Source organism: Streptomyces sp. NPDC019531 (assembly GCF_044903305.1).
In the GTDB taxonomy this organism is placed as follows: Bacteria; Actinomycetota; Actinomycetes; order Streptomycetales; family Streptomycetaceae; genus Streptomyces.
In genome coordinates, this window is the sequence record NZ_JBJDQL010000084.1 from 1 (window position 1) to 21,010 (window position 21,010).

General features: G+C 70.5%; 20 protein-coding genes and 3 pseudogenes. 14 read left to right on the forward strand and 9 right to left on the reverse strand.

All coding sequences use genetic code 11. The features are described from left to right. A pseudogene (locus tag ACI2L1_RS43585) lies at window positions 1–618 on the forward strand (NAD-dependent epimerase); the annotation flags it as partial. A gap of 803 nt (window positions 619–1,421) precedes the next feature. On the opposite strand, the gene ACI2L1_RS43590 reads toward ACI2L1_RS43585, so the two are convergent. Next, window positions 1,422–2,303 carry an NAD(P)-dependent oxidoreductase gene (locus ACI2L1_RS43590; RefSeq protein ID WP_404745034.1) on the reverse strand — a complete coding sequence of 294 codons (882 nt, stop codon included), beginning with the start codon at window positions 2,301–2,303 and terminating at the stop codon, window positions 1,422–1,424. A 128-nt stretch (window positions 2,304–2,431) separates the two neighbouring features. Here ACI2L1_RS43590 and ACI2L1_RS43595 point away from each other — a divergent pair, with 128 nt between their 5' ends. Then, window positions 2,432–3,028 carry a TetR/AcrR family transcriptional regulator gene (locus tag ACI2L1_RS43595; RefSeq protein WP_404745035.1) on the forward strand — a complete coding sequence of 199 codons (597 nt, stop codon included), beginning with the start codon at window positions 2,432–2,434 and terminating at the stop codon, window positions 3,026–3,028. Window positions 3,029–3,130: 102 nt separating this feature from the next. On the opposite strand, the gene ACI2L1_RS43600 is transcribed toward ACI2L1_RS43595, so the two are convergent. Further along, window positions 3,131–4,186, reverse strand: a complete 1,056-nt coding sequence (locus ACI2L1_RS43600; RefSeq protein WP_404745036.1) for a LacI family DNA-binding transcriptional regulator — start codon at window positions 4,184–4,186, stop codon at window positions 3,131–3,133. A 151-nt stretch (window positions 4,187–4,337) separates the two neighbouring features. Here ACI2L1_RS43600 and ACI2L1_RS43605 point away from each other — a divergent pair, with 151 nt between their 5' ends. The 4 genes from ACI2L1_RS43605 (at window position 4,338) to ACI2L1_RS43620 (ending at window position 7,670) form a co-directional block, all read left to right on the forward strand. After that, window positions 4,338–5,456, forward strand: a complete 1,119-nt coding sequence (locus ACI2L1_RS43605) for a substrate-binding domain-containing protein (protein ID WP_404745037.1) — start codon at window positions 4,338–4,340, stop codon at window positions 5,454–5,456. Window positions 5,457–5,560: 104 nt separating this feature from the next. Then, window positions 5,561–6,595, forward strand: coding sequence for an ABC transporter permease (locus tag ACI2L1_RS43610; RefSeq protein ID WP_404745038.1), 1,035 nt, complete (start codon window positions 5,561–5,563; stop codon window positions 6,593–6,595). Next, window positions 6,592–7,380 carry an ATP-binding cassette domain-containing protein gene (locus ACI2L1_RS43615; protein ID WP_404745039.1) on the forward strand — a complete coding sequence of 263 codons (789 nt, stop codon included), beginning with the start codon at window positions 6,592–6,594 and terminating at the stop codon, window positions 7,378–7,380. Before ACI2L1_RS43610 ends, ACI2L1_RS43615 begins: the two co-directional genes overlap by 4 nt. After that, window positions 7,377–7,670: a putative quinol monooxygenase gene (locus tag ACI2L1_RS43620; protein ID WP_404745040.1), complete on the forward strand. Its 294-nt coding sequence runs from the start codon at window positions 7,377–7,379 to the stop codon at window positions 7,668–7,670. Before ACI2L1_RS43615 ends, ACI2L1_RS43620 begins: the two co-directional genes overlap by 4 nt. A gap of 82 nt (window positions 7,671–7,752) precedes the next feature. Here the strand turns inward: ACI2L1_RS43620 and ACI2L1_RS43625 are convergent, their stop codons facing one another. Beyond that, window positions 7,753–8,457: a Clp protease N-terminal domain-containing protein gene (locus ACI2L1_RS43625; protein WP_404745041.1), complete on the reverse strand. Its 705-nt coding sequence runs from the start codon at window positions 8,455–8,457 to the stop codon at window positions 7,753–7,755. A 175-nt stretch (window positions 8,458–8,632) separates the two neighbouring features. Between ACI2L1_RS43625 and pgm the strand changes: the two genes are divergently transcribed. The 5 genes from pgm (at window position 8,633) to ACI2L1_RS43650 (ending at window position 13,223) form a co-directional block, all read left to right on the forward strand. Further along, window positions 8,633–10,273 (forward strand): phosphoglucomutase (alpha-D-glucose-1,6-bisphosphate-dependent), encoded by a 1,641-nt coding sequence (gene pgm / locus ACI2L1_RS43630; protein ID WP_404745042.1) that lies wholly within the window; start codon window positions 8,633–8,635, stop codon window positions 10,271–10,273. Window positions 10,274–10,392: 119 nt separating this feature from the next. After that, window positions 10,393–11,358, forward strand: coding sequence for a YihY/virulence factor BrkB family protein (locus ACI2L1_RS43635; RefSeq protein ID WP_404745043.1), 966 nt, complete (start codon window positions 10,393–10,395; stop codon window positions 11,356–11,358). A 133-nt stretch (window positions 11,359–11,491) separates the two neighbouring features. Next, window positions 11,492–11,641, forward strand: coding sequence for a hypothetical protein (locus ACI2L1_RS43640; protein ID WP_404745052.1), 150 nt, complete (start codon window positions 11,492–11,494; stop codon window positions 11,639–11,641). A gap of 175 nt (window positions 11,642–11,816) precedes the next feature. Next, complete coding sequence (locus tag ACI2L1_RS43645) at window positions 11,817–12,674, forward strand: oxygenase MpaB family protein (RefSeq protein WP_404745044.1); 858 nt, start codon at window positions 11,817–11,819, stop codon at window positions 12,672–12,674. A gap of 114 nt (window positions 12,675–12,788) precedes the next feature. Continuing rightward, a complete protein-coding gene (locus tag ACI2L1_RS43650; protein WP_404745045.1) occupies window positions 12,789–13,223 on the forward strand; it encodes a YdeI/OmpD-associated family protein in 435 nt (144 codons plus the stop codon). A gap of 286 nt (window positions 13,224–13,509) precedes the next feature. On the opposite strand, the gene ACI2L1_RS43655 is transcribed toward ACI2L1_RS43650, so the two are convergent. Genes ACI2L1_RS43655 through ACI2L1_RS43665 form a run of 3 tightly spaced genes read right to left on the reverse strand, consistent with a single transcriptional unit; the run spans window position 13,510 to window position 16,101 of the window. Then, window positions 13,510–15,174: a dolichyl-phosphate-mannose--protein mannosyltransferase gene (locus ACI2L1_RS43655; protein ID WP_404745051.1), complete on the reverse strand. Its 1,665-nt coding sequence runs from the start codon at window positions 15,172–15,174 to the stop codon at window positions 13,510–13,512. A gap of 38 nt (window positions 15,175–15,212) precedes the next feature. Beyond that, window positions 15,213–15,584: a hypothetical protein gene (locus ACI2L1_RS43660; RefSeq protein ID WP_404745046.1), complete on the reverse strand. Its 372-nt coding sequence runs from the start codon at window positions 15,582–15,584 to the stop codon at window positions 15,213–15,215. 10 nt (window positions 15,585–15,594) lie between these two features. Beyond that, window positions 15,595–16,101, reverse strand: a complete 507-nt coding sequence (locus ACI2L1_RS43665; protein ID WP_404745047.1) for a SigE family RNA polymerase sigma factor — start codon at window positions 16,099–16,101, stop codon at window positions 15,595–15,597. A gap of 100 nt (window positions 16,102–16,201) precedes the next feature. Between ACI2L1_RS43665 and ACI2L1_RS43670 the strand changes: the two are divergent. Next, window positions 16,202–16,423 (forward strand): annotated as a pseudogene (locus ACI2L1_RS43670) (glycosyltransferase); the annotation flags it as partial. Between the two features lie 41 nt (window positions 16,424–16,464). Next, complete coding sequence (locus ACI2L1_RS43675) at window positions 16,465–16,695, forward strand: hypothetical protein (protein ID WP_404745053.1); 231 nt, start codon at window positions 16,465–16,467, stop codon at window positions 16,693–16,695. Between the two features lie 137 nt (window positions 16,696–16,832). Here ACI2L1_RS43675 and ACI2L1_RS43680 read toward each other — a convergent pair whose 3' ends face one another. The 3 genes from ACI2L1_RS43680 to ACI2L1_RS43690 all read right to left on the reverse strand — a co-directional run bounded on the left by ACI2L1_RS43680 (window position 16,833) and on the right by ACI2L1_RS43690 (window position 20,636). Then, window positions 16,833–17,720 carry an NAD-dependent protein deacetylase gene (locus ACI2L1_RS43680; protein WP_404745048.1) on the reverse strand — a complete coding sequence of 296 codons (888 nt, stop codon included), beginning with the start codon at window positions 17,718–17,720 and terminating at the stop codon, window positions 16,833–16,835. A gap of 60 nt (window positions 17,721–17,780) precedes the next feature. Then, window positions 17,781–18,428 (reverse strand): HAD family hydrolase, encoded by a 648-nt coding sequence (locus ACI2L1_RS43685; protein WP_404745049.1) that lies wholly within the window; start codon window positions 18,426–18,428, stop codon window positions 17,781–17,783. A gap of 636 nt (window positions 18,429–19,064) precedes the next feature. Then, window positions 19,065–20,636, reverse strand: coding sequence for a peptidoglycan-binding protein (locus ACI2L1_RS43690; RefSeq protein ID WP_404745050.1), 1,572 nt, complete (start codon window positions 20,634–20,636; stop codon window positions 19,065–19,067). Window positions 20,637–20,814: 178 nt separating this feature from the next. On the opposite strand from ACI2L1_RS43690, the pseudogene ACI2L1_RS43695 reads away from it, so the two are divergent. Next, window positions 20,815–21,010 (forward strand): annotated as a pseudogene (locus ACI2L1_RS43695) (aminoglycoside phosphotransferase family protein); the annotation flags it as partial.

Below are 21,010 nucleotides of genomic sequence, written 5' to 3' on the forward strand. Positions count from 1 at the left end.
CCGGAACTGCCCCTGCCCCCTGTGATCAGCGAGACGACCTTGCCGGTGCCACGGTCGAGTTACGGCACGCAGAAGCTGATGTGCGAGCAGTTGATCGCGGACTGCACCCGTCGCGGCTTCGTGGACGGACGCGTGGCCCGCCTGATGACCGTCGCGATCCGGCCCGGCAGGCCGAACGCGGCCGCCTCAGGCTTCCTCTCCGGCATCATCCGCGAGCCGCTGGCGGGTCTCCCGGCCGTCTGCCCGGTGAACCCCGACCTGCGGGTGGCCCTCGCCTCGCCGCGCCGCACCGTCGAGGGAATCCTCCGCGTCGCCGAAGCCGAGCGTGGCACCGGGCCCGGTCGCCTGGACGGCCCGCTGCCCGTCAACCTTCCGGCCCTCACCACCTCCGTGGGAGAGATGCTCAGCACGCTGCGACAGGTGGCCGGGAGCGCGGCCGCCGACCGGGTCACGATCGCACCCGACCCCTCGATCGAGGCCATCGTCGGCTCGTGGCCGGCCGTTTTGGATCACCGGCGCGCAGCCGCCCTCGGCCTGGGGCCCGACGCCGACTTCCTGTCGGTGGTCCAGGGCTATCTCGCCGATCACCCGGATGCGGTCACCGCTGTGACGGACTGAACTCCTCCACCTTCCGCCATCCGTGGACGAGAAGGCGCACGTGCCGGCTGCCGAGGAGACTCGCGCGACCATACGCCGGGCGTGAAGAGCGGAGTGCCGCCCGACCGTGCCTCTGCGCGCTCTACGAAGGCGTAGGTCCGGCAGGGACGATGCGCCGTGAGCCGGTGGCACCCGACACGATGAAAAGGCAAGGGGCGCGAAATGACCCCCGAGCAGTACGACACGGTGCGGGAGGCGGTCGGCTGGGAGGACGTCGCCCCGTCCGGCGGCCAATTCCATGTGGCGTGGTTCGACGCGCAGGGGCTCCATGTGATCGACGTCTGGGAGTCGGAGCAGGCCTTCCACGCCTTCTTCGCCGAACGTCTGGCCCCAGCGATCAGTGTCTACGTCCCCAGGCAGGCCGAGGCGCTGGGCGTCATCGACCCACCACGCCACCCCAACGCCCTCACCCGGTCGCTGGAACCGGGTGAGGGGCGCAGCCCCGTGTCAGGTCAGGGGCCGACGGCCGCTCAGCGAGCCGCCGTGCGTGTCCTGCGGCGGCGCAGGGTGAACACCGTGGTCGTGGCGGCGGCGGTGACGAGGCCGGCAGCGAGACGGACCGGGTGTCCTTGCCCGCACCGGTGTCCTCGGCGGTCAGCACGCCCGCCGTCACCACTCCCGCGACCACGAGGAAGCCGGCCGCGAGCAGCACGGGACGCCACCGCAAGAGGCGGACGGGCGGAACGGTCACGGCTCCGGGCTCGGGTGGGGACACACCGGAGCTCCAGTGGGTCGTACGGGACTCATCAGCGCGTGCCGGCGTGTCACGAGGGCGGTGCGGCGGTGCGTGTCTCCAGGGCGTGCAGGACGGCCACCATGTCCGCGCTGCCGTGTCCCTGCTCGACGGTCTCGCCGTACAGGGCGTGGCAGGCGTCGAGGAGGGGGGAGGCCAGGCCGGCTTTGCGGGCGGCCTCGGCGATCAGACGGTTGTTCTCCAGCACGTTGCCGGCGGCGGCCTGCACGGTGAAGTCGCGGGCCAGCAGCTTGGACCCCTTCACCCGCGAGACGGCACTGGCCATGGGGCCCGCGTCCAGGACGTCCCGCAGCAGGCCCTGGTCGAGTCCGTGCCTCTCGGCGAAGTGGAACGCCTCGGTCAGCCCGGTGACCAGGGTGATCAGGAACAGGTTCACCGAGAACTTCATCAGCAGCGCGCCCGGAACCGCACCGCAGTCGAACGTCTCCCGGCACATGGCGGCGAGCAGGGGACGTACGTCCGCGACGGCGTCGGCGTCACCCGCGGTCATTCCCACCAGCTCGCCCCGCTCGGCGGGAATGCGGGACCCGGAGACGGGGGCCTCGACATATCTTCCGCCCGCCGCCCGGACGGCATCCTGCAGGCCGGCCGAGTACTCGGCCGAGGTCGTGCCCATGTGGACGAGGGTCCGTCCGGCGACGCGGGTGGCGAAGTCCGGTGTGCCGCGCCCCAGCACGGCGTCCACGGCAGCCTCGTCGGCCAGCATGAGGATCACGGTCCCGGCCCGGTCGAAGACATCGGCGGGGCTCGCGGCGACCTCGGCTCCGGCGGCGCGCAGGGCCTCGCACCGGCCGGGGGTGCGGTTCCACACGGCGAGAGGCGTCCCGGCGCGCGCGAGGTTGAGGGCCATGGGCTGCCCCATGGTGCCGAGGCCGATGAAACTCACGTTCACGAGGCACCGCCGTTTCCGGCTCAGGCCGTAGCCGAGCCGTTTCCGCACTCTATGACGGCTGTCATAGTACCCGCGTCTATGACAGCTGTCATAGAGTGGACCCCGCACCAGTGGACAGGAGGTCGGGGATGGCGGCGCCCGAACGGGGAGCGCGCGAGCGGATGGTCTTCAGCGCGGCTCAGCTCATCCGGCGCGACGGGGTCGCCACCACCGGCATGCGCGAGGTCGCCGCCCACGCCGACGCGCCGCGCGGTTCGCTCCAGCACTACTTCCCCGGCGGCAAGGAACAGCTGGTCAACGAGGCGGTGGAGTGGGCGGGCCGCTACGCGGGCAAGCGGGTGGCCCGTTTCCTCGCCGCCCTGCCCGAACCGACACCGAGCGGGCTGTTCGCCCAGATGGTGCGCCAGTGGACCGACGAGTACGAGACCGTCGGCTTCGCGGGCGGCTGCCCCGTCGCCGCCGCCACGGTGGACCGGGCGGAATCCAGCCCGTCCACGCGTCAGGCCGTGGCAGCGGCGTTCGCCGGCTGGACCGGGCCGGTGGCCGGGGCACTGGCCGACATGGGGGTGCCCGAGGAACGGGCCGACGCGCTGGCCACCCTCATGGTCAGCGCCTTGGAGGGAGCGATCCTCCTGGCCCGTGCCGAGCAGGACGTACGGCCCCTGACGACCGTGGCCCGCGAACTGGGCCCCCTCCTCGACTCGGCGGTGAGCAAGGACGGCTGACCGGCCTTCCTCCGGCCGCCCGCGACTCCGCCCGGTTCAGCCCTGAAGAACCCACGCCTCAGGCCTGAAGAACCCACGCCTCAGCGCTGAAGGACCCCCGCCTCAGCGCTGAAGAACCCCCGCCGGGATCTCGCCGGAGCCCCGCGCGATCAGCCGGGTCGGCACGGTGACGGTCCTGGTGGGCGCCTCGTCGCCGTCCAGCCTCCCGAAGAGCATCTCGGCGGCCTGCTTGCCCAGTTGCTCGACGTCCTGGGCGATGACGGAGACGCCCGGGCTGAGGATGTCGGCGAGCGGGAAGTCGTCGAAGCCCACATGGGCGACGGAGTCCTGCAGACCGAGTGCGCGCAGGGCGCGAACGGCCCCGATGGTCACCAGGTTCTGACTGGTGAAGAGCGCAGTCGGTGGATTCGGCAGCGACAGGAACTCCTCGGTCGCGGCCATGGCGGCCGCCTCACTGGCCTCCACATGGCGGACGATCTCGTCGTCGCACTTGAGGTGCGCGACCTCCAGGGCGTGCCGGTACCCCTCGAAACGCAGCGCGGCGGTGGGGATGGACGCCCGGTCGCCGAGGTAGCCGATACGGCGGTGACCGGCCCGCAGCAGATGGTCGACGGCGGTGACGGCACCCTGGCGGTTGTCGGACACGACGGCGTCCGCGTCGAGCAGACCGGCCTCCCGGTCCACGAAGACCATGCAGGTGCCGGACCGCTGCTCGCTGATCAGATAGCTCTGGTCGCGCCCCGCAGGGACGATCACCAACCCGTCGACCCTGCGGTCGACCAGCGCGCGGGCCAACTCCCGTTCCCGCGCCGGGTCCTCGTCGAGGCTGCCGACCAGCACGAGGACACCACGTTCCCGCGCCACGTTCTCGACGGTGCGGGTCAGGGCGGCGGAGAAGGGGTTCGCCGCGTCCTCGACGAGCATGCCGATGGTGGCCGTACGACCGTCCCCGCGCCGCAGGCTGCTCGCGGTCAGGTTGGGCCGGTAGCCCAGCTGGTCGGCGGCCTCGCGGACCCGGGCGACGATCGCCGGGTCGACGGTGGGGACGCCGTTGACCACACGCGAGACCGTCTTGATGGCCACGCCGGCCAGCGCCGCCACCTCACGCATGGTGGGGCGGCTGCGGGGGGACCGCGGCGGCGGTTCGCCTTGAGTCATCGTTGTCTCCCGCCGGTTCGCGCGTTACTGAGTCGTTGCCGACGCATGTCTACCAGCCCCTTGACGCCCTCGTCCATATGGGTCCAGCATCCCCGTCAGTCAACGTTGTCTCAGCGTCGGCCAAGGGACGGGCTCCGAAAGGGATCACGCTATGAACTTCTCCAGCAGCCAGGTGTCGGGTCGCCGCAGTCCGCGCGTCCGTGCGGCAGCGATCGGCGTCACCATGTGCCTCGGCGTCACGCTGGCGGCCTGCGGTTCCTCCGACAGCGGCTCCTCGTCGGGCAGCGGCGACAAGGTGGGCGTCTCGCTGATCCTGAAGACGCTCACCAACCCCTACTTCGTGAGCATGCAGAAGGACGCCAAGGCCCAGGCCGCCAAGGACAACGTGAGCCTGACGGTGGCCGCGGGTAGCTCCGACGGCGACACCCAGACCCAGATCACCGCCGTCGACAACGCCATATCGCGTGGTGACAAGGGCATCCTGATCACCACCAACGGCGACGCCGTGAACGCCGCCCTGAACCGTGCCAAGCAGGCCGGTCTCTTCGTGATCGCCCTGGACACCGCGCTCAACCCGGCGAGCACCGCCGACATCACCTACGCGACCGACAACGAGCAGGCGGGCAAGCTCGACGGCCAGTACGCGGCGGCGGCCCTGGACGGCAAGCCCGCGGTCATCGCCATGCTCGACCTGTTCAACAACCAGGTCGTCTCCGTCGACATCCAGCGCGACCACGGCTTCCTGGAGGGCATGGGCATCGACCCGGGCAGCAAGACCGAGAACGGCAAGGAGGCCAAGTCCGGCAAGTACACCGGCGGCAAGGGCGGCACGTACACCATCGCCTGCCACCAGCCCACCCAGGGCGCCATCGACGGCGGACGCACCGCGATGGAGAACTGCCTGTCGGCCAACCCGGACATCAACGTCGTCTACGCGATCAACGAGCCCGCCGGTGAGGGCGCGTACAACGCGCTGAAGGCCGCCGGGAAGGAGAAGAACGTCGCGATCTACGCCATCGACGGCAGCTGCTCCGGCCTGAAGAACGTCACCAGCGGCAAGTTCGCCGCCGACGCGGTGCAGTACCCCGGCAAGATGGCGGCCCTCGGCGTGAGTTCGATCGCGAAGCTGGCCCGCGGTGGCAGCAAGCCCAGCGTGACCAACGGCAAGTCGTTCTACGACACCGGAACCGCGCTGGTGGCGAACAAGGCCCTGGGCGGCCTGACCGTGCAGTCCCCCTCGCAGGCCGCGTCCGCCTGCTGGGGCAGCTGACACCAGAACCCGGTGCGATGCCGGCAACCGTCGGCGCGCCGGCATCGCACCCGCATCACCCGAGCCCATGAGCCGTACCGGGGAAGACAGCGGAAGGACCCCCTGTGACCACTCACGTGGACAGTCAAGCCACACCGGCACCGGCGGAGGAGTTCCTCAACCGGCCCGCCACCCTCAGCCAGCGCGTCCACTCGGTGCTGCACCGCCAGCCGGCGCTCAGCCCGGCGATCGTCCTGGTGCTCGCAGCCATCGTGTTCTCCCTGGTGAACGACCGCTTCTACGCGCTGCAGAACCTCTCACTGGTAGCCCAGCAGGTGGCCGTCATCGGGACGCTCGCCGTCGGCCAGACGGTGATCATCCTGACCGCGGGCATCGACCTGTCGATCGGCGCCGTCATGGTGCTCGCGTCGCTGCTGATGTCGAAGCTGGTCGCCGACAGCGGCTGGCCCGGCGGACTCGCCCTGCTGGCCGGGGCGGTCGTCGCGGTCGCCGCGCAGGCCGTCAACGGGCTGCTGGTGACCAAGGTCAAGCTGCCGCCGTTCATCGTCACCCTCGGCACCCTCAGCGTCTTCACGGCGATCACCCTGATCTACGCCAAGGGCCAGACCATCTCCCTCCAGCCGGGCAACCTGCTGATGTGGAGCGGCCAGACGATCGCCATCGGTCAGCTGAACCTGACGTACGGCGTCCTCCTCATGATCGCCCTGTACGCGGTGGTCGGCTACGCCCTGCGCTACACCGCCTGGGGCCGTCACCTGTACGCCGTGGGCGACGACATCGAGGCCGCCCGACTCGCCGGCATCTCCGTCAACCGGGTGCTGCTCAGCGCCTACATGCTGGCCGGCATCACCATCGCGGTGGCGGCCTGGGTGCTGGTCGGCCGGGTCGGCGGCGGTGACCCCAACAGCGGGCTCAACGCCAACCTCCAGTCCATCACCGCCGTGGTCATCGGCGGGACCAGCCTGTTCGGCGGACGCGGGGTGGTGTTCGGGTCGCTGATCGGCGCGCTCATCGTCCAGGTGTTCGTCAACGGCCTCGCGCTGGCCGGTATCGACCCGAACTACCAAGTCCTCGCAGTCGGCGTCCTGGTGATCGCGGCTGTCTCCGTCGACCAGTGGATCCGGAGTGTGAAGTCGTGACGACCGCCACCGCCCCCGTTCTCGAGGCCAAGGGCCTGGTCAAGGTCTTCGGCCGGGTCATCGGTCTCAGCGACGTCGACCTCACCCTCCACCCCGGCGAGGTCCTCGCCGTCATCGGTGACAACGGCGCCGGCAAGTCCACCCTGATCAAGTGCCTGTCCGGGGCACTCGTCCCGGACCGGGGCAGCATCCTCGTGGAGGGCAAGGAGGTCCACTTCAAGCGGCCGCAGGACGCCCGCGACGCCGGCATCGAGACCGTCTACCAGACCCTCGCCGTGGCCCCCGCCCTGGACATCGCCAGCAACCTCTTCCTCGCCCGCGAGATCCGCCGCAAGGGCATCCTCGGCTCGGTGTTCCGCATGCTCGACACCGGCGAGATGAGGAAGCAGGCCGCCGACCACATCAAACGGCTCGGCATCGGCACGCTCCAGAACATCAACCAGGCGGTGGAGACACTCTCCGGCGGCCAGCGCCAGTCCGTCGCCGTCGCCCGGACCGCGGTGTTCGGCGGCCGGGTGGTCATCCTCGACGAACCCACCGCCGCTCTCGGCGTCCGCGAGACCGGCCAGGTCCTCAAGCTCGTCCGCGACCTGCGCGACCAGGGCCTCGGCATCATCCTCATCAGCCACAACATGCCGAACGTCTTCGAGGTCGCCGACCGCATCCACATCCAGCGCCTCGGCGGCTGCGCGGGCGTCATCACCCCCGACGCGTACTCGATGGAGGACGCGGTGGCCATCATGACGGGCGCGAAGAAGATCACCCGTGAGGACGCGGCATCGTGAAGAAGACCCTGTACGCCGAGTTCACCGCCCGCGAGGGAGCGGCGGCCGAAGTCGCCCGCCTGCTGGGGGAGTACGCCCTGAAGGTGCGTGCCGAGGAGGGCAACCTCGCCTTCGACGTCTACACCAAGGCGGACGCCCCGCAGGCCTTCTGGATCTTCGAGGTGTACCGGGACGAGGCCGCCTTCCGGACTCACCTGAAGGCCCCGTACGGCGTCCCGTTCAACACCGCTCTCGCGCCGCTGATCGAGGAGGACGCCTCCGTACTGACACACCTGGATCCGGTGGGCTGACGAACAGGCCCGGCACTTTCGCCGTTGCCGACTACGGCGGCGGAAGTGCCGGGCCTGTCCTCGCTTGTGACGGAGAGTCCGGTCAGTGCTTGTCGGGCGTGGTGGACCGTCGGGTGATCTCGGTCCTGACCGTCTGGTGCAGTTCCTCCGACGTGAAACCGAGGTCGCGCAGGATCCGGGCCGCCGGACTCTCCTCGGCGCGGATCAGGCCCAGCAGTGTGTGTTCCGTGCCGACCCAGTCGTGGCCGAGGTCGGCGGACGCGCGGTGCGCCTGCTCGATGACCTGCTTGCTCTCCTCCCGGAACGCCATGTGACCTCGCAGCGCCTTCTCCCCGGCCGGCGGCAGCGCTTCCTCGATCGCGTCGCGGACGCGCTGCTCCGACTCCGTCTTCGCCACCAGCACCTCGTAGGCCAGGCCCCGGGGTTCGCCGAGCAGGCCCAGCAGGAGGTGTTCGGTGCCGATGGAGTCGTGCTTGTGCGTACGGGCGGCTTCCTGCGCCAGCACGATGCTGTGCCGGTTCAGCTCGGTGAACCGTTCGAACGGGGCGGGCGTGTGGCGTTGCTGCGCGGCCTGCTTGGACACACCGATCGCGTCGCCGATCTCGGTCCACGACGAGCCGGCCTGCTTTGCCTTGATGACGTAGTGGTCGATGAGTTGGTCACCGAGTGCGGACAGCGTCTGGGCACGTACATGCGCTTCGCTGATGCGGGCCAGGTTGTCGGCGCCGGGGAGTTCCTCGTCGAGACGGGCGATCAGGTCGGCCAGGCTGATGTCGAGTGGACTCATGCGTCAATCGTAGATTGACGATTGGCGAGCGTCAATCTGTGATTGACGCTTGCTTCCGGGGGGCTCCTCTGCGGTCTCCTGGAGCGCTACGACGTCCCGGTGCGCGACCGGTTGGGCCGCTCAGGGGAGAATGAGGGCCGTACTCGACGGTTGACTCTTGCGGAGGAGCGGGCAGATGCAGGACGCACGAGCGGGGCAGGTCGCCGGGCCCGAGGACCTCATCGACGTGGCACGTCTGGTGACGGCGTACTACGCGCTGCACCCCGACCCGGCCGAACCGGGGCAGCGGGTGGCGTTCGGCACCTCGGGCCACCGCGGCTCGTCCCTCGCGGCCGCGTTCAACGAGGACCACATCGCGGCCACCAGCCAGGCCATCTGCGAATACCGCACCGCCCAGGGCACCGACGGCCCCCTCTTCCTGGGCGCCGACACCCACGCCCTGTCCGAGCCCGCGCGGATCACCGCGCTGGAGGTGTTCGCGGCCAACGACGTGACGGTCCTCATCGACCAGGCCGACGGCTACACGCCCACCCCGGCCGTCTCGCTCGCCATCCTCACCCACAACCGCGACCGCACCTCCGGCCTCGCGGACGGCGTGGTGGTCACCCCCTCGCACAACCCGCCCGCCGACGGCGGGTTCAAGTACAACCCGCCGAGCGGCGGCCCCGCCGGTTCCGAGGCGACCTCCTGGATCCAGGACCGCGCCAACGAGATCATCACCGGCGGCCTGAAGGACGTACGGCGCATCCCCTACACCCGCGCCCTGGCCGCACCCGGCACCGGCCGCCACGACTTCCTCGGCGCCTATGTGGCCGACCTCCCGAACGTCCTTGACCTGGAGGCGATCCGCTCCGCCGGCGTGCGCATCGGCGCCGATCCGCTGGGCGGCGCCTCGGTCGCCTACTGGGGCCGTATCGCCGAACAGCACCGGCTCGACCTCACGGTGGTCAACCCGCTCACCGATCCCACCTGGCGCTTCATGACGCTCGACTGGGACGGCAAGATCCGCATGGACTGCTCCTCGCCGTACGCCATGGCCTCCCTCATCGAGCGGCGCGACCGGTTCGACATCGCCACCGGCAACGACGCCGACGCCGACCGGCACGGCATCGTCACGCCGGACGGGGGCCTGATGAACCCCAACCACTATCTGGCCGTGGCGATCTCGTACCTCTTCACCCACCGGGAGCAGTGGCCGGCGGCCGCCGGGATCGGTAAGACCCTTGTCTCGTCGAGCATGATCGACCGGGTCGCGGCGGACGTCGGCCGCCCGCTGGTCGAAGTCCCGGTCGGCTTCAAGTGGTTCGTGGACGGCCTGTCCGACGGCACGCTCGGCTTCGGCGGCGAGGAGTCGGCGGGCGCGTCGTTCCTGCGCCGGGACGGCTCGGTGTGGACCACCGACAAGGACGGCATCATCCTGGCCCTGCTGGCCTCCGAGATCACGGCGGTCACGGGCAGGAGCCCCTCCGAGCACTACGCCGGGCTCGCCGACCGCTTCGGCGCTCCCGCCTACGCCCGCGTGGACGCCCCGGCCTCCCGCGAGGAGAAGGCCCTGCTCGCCAAGCTGTCCCCGAGCCAGGTCACCGCCGACACCCTCGCCGGCGAGCCGGTGACCGCGGTCCTCACCGAGGCCCCCGGCAACGGTGCCGCCCTGGGCGGAATCAAGGTGGCCACCGCCAACGCCTGGTTCGCTGCCCGACCTTCGGGCACGGAGGACGTCTACAAGATCTACGGAGAGTCCTTCCTCGGCCCCGACCATCTGCGCCGCGTCCAGGAGGAGGCCAGGTCGGTGGTGCTGGCGGCGCTGGACGCCTGACGCACGGTGTCACCGGCCGGCATCCTGACGGACCACGCTCCGCCGAAGGAACTGGTGGGACGGGGCACTTACGGGGCAACCGGACAGGAAGCCGCCGTACGACAAGGAGAGTCCACGCCATGGGCACCGCTGTGCATGTCCCTCAGACCCGGGACATGATCGGGGAGGAACTCTCCGGGGACGAGGCTTTCACCGCCCTGCGGCACTACGGGGGCCTGCGCCTGCTGACCGACTCCGTCGCCCGGTTCCGCTACGCCGACGGTTTCAGCAACGCGCGGGCCCTCGCCTTCCAGGTGGTGCTCGGACTGCTCCCGTGCACCGTGGCTCTGGTCGGGCTGGCCACGTCGGTGCACACGGAAGGCGTGGCCCGGATCATCGAGCTCACGCTCGGCCGGATCGTGCCGGGAGCCAGCGACGCGATCGTCGAGGACGCCTTCGACGGGGCACGGCGCACCGCGCACGGCGACGTCTGGAGCACCCTGGCCCTGTGGCTCGGCACGGGCTTCGCGGTGCTGAACCTGGCCTCGGCGATGGGCCAGATCGAACGCGGAGCGAACCGGATCTACGGCATCGAGCGGGACCGGCCCTTCCTGCACAAGTACGCGCGAGCGATCGCTCTCGCGTTCGTCGCCGGTCTGCCCCTGGTGCTCGGATTCGTCGCCCTGGTCGCCGGCCGGGCGGTGGGCCACGCGCTCGCGGAGACCGCGGGCTGGGAGGGAGCCGGGGCGCGATGGTGGGGCGTACTGGACATCCCGGTGGGGTTCCTGCTGGCCTGGGTGGCCTCCGCGGTGATCTTCCGCTGGTCGCCGCGCCGGGTCCAACCCGGCTACACCTGGCTGGCGTTCGGCTCCGCCGTCCACCTGCTGCTGTGGGTGGCGGCCACCTGGCTGCTCGCCCTGTACGTCGAGAAAAGCGGTGCCTTCGGCGCGGTGTACGGGCCGCTCACCGCGTTCATCGCCCTGCTGCTGTGGGCCAACCTGACCGCCGTCGCGCTCTTCCTCGGCATCGCCTTCGCCGCCCAGCTGGAAGCGGCCCGTGCCGGCATCCGATCGCCCGTCCACCCGGACCCCGGACCCGGTGACTGAGCCCGTCACGGCGGATCCGGCCGGACGGGCGACGGGCCGACGGCAGGGGTGGGACGGCGGGTTCGGGGTAGCCGCGACTGTACGAGGGCCTTGTCGTACAGACGTTGTCGTCGACCTTCTCAGGAGGACAGCCGTGCCTGGCATGTTGGAGAAGATCAAGCAGTTCAGCAGGAGCCCGCAGGGACGGCGTGCCGTGGGGCAGGTCCGCCGTGCGTCGGCCGATCCGCGTCGCCGGGCCCAGGCCCGGCAACTGCTCGGCAGGCTCCGGGGCCGGAGCCGCTGAGCCGATGAGCGGGCCGCGGCTTCCGAGCGGCCCGCTCGCACGTCCCTTCGTCGTCCGTCGATGTTCTTGGGACACGAAAGCGAGGCGCCCGCCCCGCATCCATACGCACAGGTGTCACGGAAGACACATGGTCAGGTGTGTTCACCCTGGGGGGCGGGAAGGAGGCGCGGCAGCGATGACCGACCTTCGTGATCGCTTGGGCGAGGCCCTGTTCCGGCGCGTGGCCGGCCCCGACGGGCCCGCCAACCGTGCCCGCATCCACGACACGCCCGGACCCCGGTGGTTCGGCCCGGAGCGGCCCATCCGCGTCGTCCACGGAGACGCGTCGATGTTCATCGGCGGACTCAGCGCACTCCTCCTGCAGTCCCTGCACCCGCTCGCCATGGCTGCCGTGTCCGCGCACTCCGGGTTCCGCGGAGACCCTTGGGGACGGCTGCAGCGCACCAGCACCTTCCTCGCCGTCACCACCTACGGCACCGCTGCCGACGCCGAGGAGGCCGTCGCCCGGGTGCGCGACATCCACCTGCGGGTCCGTGGAACGACGGCCGAGGGACTGGCGTACCACGCCGCGGACCCGCATCTGCTGGGCTGGGTGCACGCGGCCGAGACCGACAGCTTCCTGCGCGCGCACGAACGTTACGGCGCCAGGCCGCTCGACGCGTTGGGCTACGACGATTACGTGGCCGACACCGCGCGGGTGGCCGAGGCCCTGGGCGTGGTCGACCCGCCACGCGATCGCCGGGCCCTCACCCAGCGGCTGGTCACCTACCAGCCGGAACTGCGCGCCACCCCGGAAGCGAGAGCCGCCGCCCGCTTCCTCCTCCTGCAGCCCCCGCTCCCCCTGCCCGTACGACCGCTCTACGGCGCCCTGGCCGCAAGCGCGGTCGCCCTGCTCCCGCCGTGGGCCCGGGGTGTCCTCGGACTGCCCCGCCTCCCCGTCGTGGAGGATCTCGCGGTACGGCCCACGGGTCTCCTGATGACGCGCACGATCCGTTGGGCCATGGCCTCGGGACCGCCATCGCGGTTGGAGTGAGGCGCGGAGGCCGTTTTCGACAGCTGACTCTCGCCCGATCCACGGCGATGAGTTTTCCGCCCGGCTCCGGTCTCTTCCCACAGGCTGTCCGTAGGGCATGGAGAGGGCATGGGCATGAAGTTCAGTACGAGGATGTTCCAGACCGGCAACAACACCGGCGTTCCGGTTCCGGCGGAGGTGGTCGAGGCGCTGGGCGGCGGCAAGCGCGCGGCCGTCAACGTCACGGTCAACGGCTACGCCTACCGTTCCACGATCGCCTCGATGGGCGGGCAGTTCCTGATTCCGTTCAGCGCCGACAAACGGCGGGAGTCGGGTATCTCCGGCGGCGACAGCATCGAAGTCGAACTCGCCCTGGACACGGCCCCTCGCACGGTCGAGCCGCCCGCGGACCTCGCCGCCGCACTGGCCGCGGTGCCGGGGGCCGAGGAGGCATTCCGGACGCTCGCTCCCAGCCGTCAGAAGGCGCACGTCACGTCGATCAGCGAGGCGAAGACGGACGCGACACGCCAACGGCGCATCGGCAAGGTGATCTCGGAACTGATGTCCTGATAGCCGTCGGCTGCGGCGTGACGGAGTCGCGTGCGGCAGTCCCGATCCGAGATACCGCCGGTGCGTGAGGATCGGTGAGGTGATCACTTCGGTCGATGTCAGGGCCGGTGGGGCGAGCCCCTCGAAGAGGTGCTCTCCTGCGCCGAGGACGGCGGGCATCAGATGCAGCACAGCCCCGCCGCGAGGAGCTGACGTACGGTCGCCGTGCAGGGCGCCGTCGAGCCCTTCGGTGATAAACGTGAACGTGGTCCCGCCCTTCCGTGAGGGAGGCGGCCAAGGCAGTTGCTCAGATCCAGGTGTCGAGCCACATCCTGGTGTGCCAGTCGGCGTAGGGGATGGTCTGCCCGGAGTAGATCGGGAAGAAGTAGATGAAGTTCCAGGTGATGAGCAGGACGAGTGCTCCCGCGGCCACGGCGCCGCGTACTCTGCGCCCGTCGGCTGCCCCTGGCGGGCCGAGCAGGGCTCCGAGCATCATGGTGACGGCCAGGCACAGGTACGGCACGAAGACGATCGCGTAGAAGGAGAAGATCGTGCGGTCCTGGTACAGGAACCACGGCAGATAGCCGGCGCCCACCGCGCACAGGACGGCGCCGGCGCGCCAGTCGCGACGCAGCGCCCACCGGTAGAGCAGGTACCCGAGCGCACAGCACGCCGCCCACCACAGCAGCGGTGTGCCCAGGGCGAGGACTGTCTGTGAGCAGTCGGTGGCCGTGTGGCAGCCGTCGGTGCCGGGTCGGGGTGACTGGTAGTGGAACAGCACAGGACGGCCCAGGACCGGCCAACTCCACGGGTTCGACTCGTACTTGTGCGGAAAGTGCAGTCCGATGTTGAACCGGTACACCTGCGACTCGTAGTGCCACAGGCTGCGCAACGGTGCCGGAATCCACGACCAGGCGCCGCCGCGGCCGTCCGCCCAGTGGCGTCCGTAGCCGTCGTCCGACAGGAACCAGCCGGTCCATGTCACCAGGTACGTCAGGGCGGCGACCGGTACGACGGACAGCACCGACCGGCCGAAGTCCTTGCGCAGCATCGCGCGGTAGGGGTGACGTGCCCCCGCCACGCGGCGCGCGCCGGCATCCCACAGCAAGGTGAGGACCACGAAGAAGGCGAGGAAGTACAGCCCGTTCCATTTGGTCGAGGCCGCCAGCCCCAGAAAGAGGCCGGCCGCCGCCCGCCAGGGCCGGACTCCCGTTCCGGCATGGTCACCGGTGCGCGCGTCCGGGCGTACCCAGCCGTCCTCGCCCACCGGAAGGGCCGCCGCGAGCCGGGCCCGCGCCTGGTCGCGGTCGATGAGCAGACTCGCGAACGCCGCCAGCACGAAGAACATGACGACGAGGTCGAGGAGGGCCGTACGGCTCATCACGTAGTGCAGCCCGTCCACCGCCATCAGCGCCCCGGCGAGGCAGCCCAGCAGCGTCGAGCGGAACAGACGCCGCCCTGCCCGGCACAGCATCAGCACCGACAGCGTGCCGAGTACCGCCGTCATGAAACGCCAGCCGAAGGGGGTGAGGCCGAACATCCACTCGCCGACGGCTATCACCCACTTGCCCGTGGGCGGGTGCGCGGCGAAGGAGCCGGTGCCGGAGAGCGGGATCACCTGAGGATCGGCCAGGATCTGCGGATCGGCGATCTTCCAGTTGGGCCAGCTGCCCTCGTAACCGAGCTGAAGCAGGGACCAGGCGTCCTTGGCGTAGTACGTCTCGTCGAACACCACCGCCTGCGGACTGCCCAGACGCCAGAAGCGCATCAGCCCGGCGAACAGCGCCACCAGCAGCGGCCCTCCCCACCCCGGCCGGCGCGCCGACGCCGGGCGCAGCCCGATCACGCTCCACAGGCGTGGCGACGGTGGGGGAAACGGCGGGACCAGGCGGTCCCGCACGGACGCGTGCGCGTGCCCGACGTACCCGAAGGCACGCAGTCGCCGCCGCCAGGAGAGCGGTCGGCGATCCATCGCGTCCCGTGTCACGGACACGGGCCCGTTCTGCTGGATCACGTGGTGGGTTTCCCGCTCGTCGCGAGGCGGTACGGCATCGGCAGCGGCCGGGGATCCGACGTGGACCTCGCACCCTCCTGGGCGGTCGACGCAGGACGCACCAGCGACGGCGCCGGGACCGACTCGGCGGAGGTGGCGGGGCGGGGCCGGGGCGCGGTGCCGCCGGGAGCGAAGGAGCCCCATAGCGCCATCAACCCGACCCCGAGGCCGGCGACCACCATCGCGGAGCAGGTGGCCATCCATGCCGCCCGGGACCGCTGCCGGGCGCGTACGGCGGCGCGCAGCCGCTGTCGGTGCCGGTCCTCGTACGGCGTGTCCTGCCGGCTGTCACGCATCATCCGCGCCAGGTCCTGCTCGAAGTGTTCCATGGCTCCTTCTTCATTCCACCGGTTCGACCGCGTCGGACAGGAGCCGCCGCAACCGCGCGACGCCGCGTGCCGTGAGAGAGCGGACGGTGCCCACCGGACACCCCAGCACCTCGGCGACCTGCTGCTCGGGCAGATCCTGGTAGTAACGCAGCACGACCGCGGTGCGCTGCCGCGCGGGCAGCAACGCCAACATGGCCTCCAACCGCGTCCGTTCGTCCACGACGGCGGTTTCGTCGCCCGTCTCGGGCGGATCCGGCAACTGGTCCACGGGGCGCTCACCCCACCAGCGACGCCGTGCCGAGCGGGCCGCGGCACGCGACAAAACCTTGCGCACATACGCCTCGGGCGCCTGCCCGGCCACCTTCGGCCAGGCGAACCACAGCTTGACCAGCGCCTCCTGGAGCAGGTCCTCGGCTCGGTGCCGGTCCCCGCCGGTCAGCAGCCGAGCGAGGTGCAGCAACGCCGACCACCGGGCCGTGACGAAGCGGTCGAACTCATCGGCCCGCAACTGCCCCATCTGCGTTGCCCCTTGCCCCCCTGCCGGACACGCCGGCCTCTACCGCGGAACCCGTACACCCCTCTCTAAGGCACTGGGCCGCGCCCCGCTATGCACCCTGATGACGTGGCGTGGGTCACATCGAGATCAACCTTTGCCGGAGTCTGAACGTCAAGAGAACAACAAGAGGCATGAAACGGGGGCGGACGCGTACAAAATCATCTACGTCGACGACGGCTCTACCGACAACTCGGCCCAGCGACCCGACGAGTTGGCGGACCAGCACCCGCACGTGCGCGTGATGCACCAGGAGAACTCCGGCTGGCCCGGCAAACCCCGCAACGCCGACGGTGAACCCTCATCCTCGACGAACGCTACGGCCGTATGCTCCTCGACCCCGACCTGCTGTCCGGCATCGAGGGCGCCGAAGGCTGGGAGGCCCCGCACCCCCTCGGCCACGCCCATGGCGTCCTCGTCCACGACACGGCCCGCAACCTGTGGTGGTACCCGGACGCCGACCTGACCCCGCGCACCGAACCCCTCGGCGACGGCCGCCACCGCGTCGTACTCACCGGCGAAACTGGGAAAGGAAGGGGGAGCCTGGCCCAGCCATGACACTGATCGCCACATGCTCATGACGAGGCGGAGAGAGGAGGGGGTGCACAGGGGGTGCACCACACGGCTTCAGACGCCTTCCGCCGAAGCGTCCGACCGGTGTACGGCCTTCGTCGCGCCCCCGCTCAGAGCGTCGCTCACCCGCCGATGGGAAGACTCATCGCAGCCGCGACAGCCGGCAGCGCGGTTCCCAGCGGGAGGCTGACGCGAGTGTGGGCGAGCGGGTCACCGCGGGTGGGGTCCCGGTTGATGATGAGGACACGCTTGTCCTCCTGAGCTGCCTGCCGGACGAACCTGAGCCCGGACATCACCGTCAGCGAGGAACCCAGAACCAGCACTGTTCTCGCCTCACGGACCAACTGGCGGCAGTGCTCGATCCGTTGCGCGGGCACGGTCTCGCCGAAGAACACCACGTCGGGCTTGAGGATGCCGCCGCAGTCCGTGCAGGGCAGGACGCGGAAGTCGGCGACCTGTTCGTCGGACAGGTCGGCGTCACCGTCGGGGTTGATCCCCGCGGCCACCGGTTCGAATGCGGCATTGGCTGTTTCGAGCCGTACGGCGAGTTCGTGGCGTGCGGTGCGGGCGTCGCAGTCCAGGCACCGCACTCGTGCCAGGCTCCCGTGCAGTTCCACGACCCCCTCGCTCCCGGCGGCCTGATGCAGACCGTCGACGTTCTGGGTGATCACACCCGAGAGCAGACCGTGCCGGGCGAACGCGGCGACGGTCCGGTGGCCGGCATTGGGACGGGCGCGCCCGAAGGTACGCCACCCGAGATGGCTGCGTGCCCAGTATCTTCGCCGCGCCTGCGGGGTGGCGGTGAAGTCCTGGTACGTCATCGGCGTGTGCCGGCTCAGACTGCCGCCCTCGCCCCGGTAGGCGGGGATGCCCGACTCCGTGGAGATGCCCGCCCCGGTGAGCACCAGGACACCGCCCGTGCTCAGCGCGTCGATCACCGGCTGAAGGTCGGTAGTGCCTGGTGGCAGGCCCGGGGGAGGGGTCCAGTGAAGTGTGGGACGCGTCCGCATGAGTGCCAGGGTACGAAACCGGGCCGGGGGCGCGGCGGTCTCGTCGGACGGCCTCCAGCGCTATGCCCCGTCCTCGTCGAGCAGACAACCGACGGCTTCGACGACGTCATCGACCGTGTGGTGCGGGGTCACCAGCCCGTCGGGCCAGGGGCGGCCGGTGACCCAGATGGTGCGCAGCCCCGCGTCATGGCCGCCGACGATGTCGGTCTCGGGATTGTCGCCGGTCATCCAGTCGTCGGGAGCGAGCTGTGTCCCGCATCGTGCGGCAGCGAGTTCGAAGAGTCGCGGGTCGGGTTTGCGGATGTCGATGTCGCCGGACGCCGCGATCCCGTCGATCAGGTCGGCGAGCCCGGTCGCATGGATCTTGGCCCGCTGGATGTCGCTGGCACCGTTCGTGGCGACACCGATGCTCCAGCCTGCGTCCTTGAGACGCTCCAGGCTGTCGAGGACGGCAGGGCGGCAGTGTACGGAGGCCGCCATACGGTCGATGTACACGCGCCACAGATGGTCGGCGCTCTCGCCGACGGGGAAGGCGGCACGCAGCCGGTCGAAATCACCGCGCTCGGCGTGGTCGGCCAGCTCGGTCAGCAGCCACTTCTCGATCTCCGGGCCGTAGCCGTGGTCATCGCTCAGTGAGGTGATGGCATCGGCCAAGGCGCCGGTGCGGTCGACCAAGGTGCCGTCCAGATCGAAGATCGCGAGTCTCACGATGATGGACCCTACTCGGCGCGGCGAGTGACCGGTATGGGGCCGTCCTGCTCAGGGCCGCAGAGAGGCCGAGTCCCGCCCCCAGACGCCCTGCCGACGGCGGCGCGGATCGAGGAAGACACTTCGCCCCCCTCACGGCCCGTTCTCGTCGAGGGGTTCTCCGGAGTGCGCCGACGTGGGGGGCGATCGTCCGAGCCGTGGTCGACCGCGACACGGTGAGGCCGACCGGCGATGCGTGCCCGCCGCACGGCTGGAACCGGGCGGCGGGCGGGGCTCAGTCCGCTCCCGCGACGGACCCTTCCACTGCCGTGGGGCCCGATGCCCTGTGAGGTAGCGGGCATTCGTGGCCCTCGCTTGCGGTGACGGTAGTGGCGGCGGCGGAGGCCACGGCGGCATCTCGCTCATGTCCCCGCCGTGGCCTGCCCGAGTGCGGTCGTCGCCGGCCTCGATGTCACCGGTCCCCCCGGCATCCCGTCCGGGACACCTGGCATGAAGACGACGGCTACGGCCAGAGCGCCGACCTCGCCGCCTGCGCGGGGGCCGGCCGGTCGTAGACGTTCTCCGGCATCACGATCTCCGTGATCGCCCGTGCAAGCAGTGAGGACGGTTCTGCGCCGACGGCGCGAGCCCTCCGCGTCATCGCTGCCGCCGGAGTCCTGGGAAGGCCACCGCGGGCGGCCCGGCCTGCCGAGGACTCCGGCAGCTCCACTCAGCGGACCTGATGAACACCACGTCGTAACTGCTGGCGGTCGTGCGGGACTTGACGTAGACGCCGTCGCTGCCGCCGTTGGGGTTGCTCGTGTTGCCCTCGACGGTGGTGAAGGAGGACCCGGACACCGTCCGCACGATGCCGATGTGCTCGTTGCCGCCGGTGAAGTCGCTACCGCCGTCCCAGTCGAAGGCCACGATGTCACCCGGCTGGGGGCTGGTGGTCACCGACAGGTGGTAACTGCCGGCCCGCGCCTGCTTGACCCAGCCCGAGACATAGGAGTTGCGGTAGGAGGTGGCCCCGGTCTGCCTGGCGACCCAGCTCACGAAGGCCGCGCACCAGGCGTAGTTGCTGGTGGACAGCGAAAGGCCCACAGACGAGCCGTAGCTGTTCGCGCGGGCGCTGCCCTCCACCGTGCCGACCTCGGCCGCCGCCACGTCGAGGATCTTGGCGTAACCGCCGCAGGGCGGGGGCGACGACGGCGGGGTGACCGCGCCGTAGAGCGAGGCCTTGGTGTTCGGTCCCACATGGCCGTCGACCGAGAGGCCCTTCTCGGCCTGAAAGTCCCGGACGGCGCTGTCGGTCAGCGGACCGAAGTCGCCGTCGACGGCGAGATCGGCACCGTGGTGGTTGAGCAGGCTCTGCAACTCGGTGACACAGCTGCTGCGTTGGCCCTGCACGATCTCGTTCGGGCAGGAGGCGGAGTTCAGGTTGATCGGCGCGGGCGCGCCGTTGCCGCCGCCACCACCGATGTTCGAGTACAGGGCTGCCTTGGTGTTCGGGCCGACCTGACCGTCGACGGACAGCCCGCTCGCGGACTGGAACGCCTTGACGGCCGCCAGGGTCTGAGGGCCGAAGCTGCTGTCGACGTCGAGGCTCTGCCCCTTGCCGTTGAGCAGGGACTGAAGCGTCGCGACGCATCCGCCGCTCTGCCCCTCCACGATGTTCTCCGGGCAGGACGCCGACCTCAGGTCCAGACTGGTCGACGGTGACTCGTCGGTGTCGTACAGCGCGCGCTTGGTGTTCGTACCGACCTGGCCGTCGACCGTGAGACCGTGGGCGGACTGGAAGCTGCGGACGGCGCTCGCGGTCCCGGCGCCGAAGTCGCCGTCCACGTCGATCACGTAGCCGTGGTGGATGAGCAGCCGCTGGAGCTCGGTGACGCATCCGCCCTTGGCGCCCTGCACGATGTTCGCGGGGCACGAGGAGGAGCTGAGGTTGATGGGGGCAGGCGCCGAGCCTCCGGTCGCGTACAGCTTGCTCTTGGTCGTGGGGCCCACCCGGCCGTCCACCGCGATCGCCGTGGCGGCCTGGTACTCACGGACCGCGTAAAGCGTGGCCGGCCCGAACTGACCGTCCACCACCAACCCGGCGCCGTGCGCGTTGAGCAGGTTCTGCAACTCCGTGACACAACCGCTCGTCTGGCCCTGCACGATCTCGTTGGCGCAGGACGCGGACGTCAGCCTGACCGGGGCCGGCGCCGCGGACGCCGCCCTCATGAGCGTGGTCAGCCCCGGAACGTCCGTGCAGGCCTGTTTTCGCCCTGCGGTCGGCGGCGGAAAGGAATGCTTCAAGGCCGTGCCCGAGGCCGCCGGGCGGTGGGGCCAAGGTCAGGCGCGTCATCGCAGGTGACAAACCCGGCGACGTCGGCGATCATCCCGGGGATACTGGTCGCTCATGGATGAGGTCAAGGTCGTCGTCGCCCATGCCGAGCGCGCGACCCTGCGCGTGGGTGATGTGTTCCTGAAGGTGGACGCCGACCAGGCGCGTATCGACGTCGAGGTCGCGTCGATGGCCCTGGCGCCGGTGCCGACCCCCGAGGTCCTGTGGCACAAGCCGTCCGTGCTCGCGATCGCCGCGGTGCCGGGGGTCG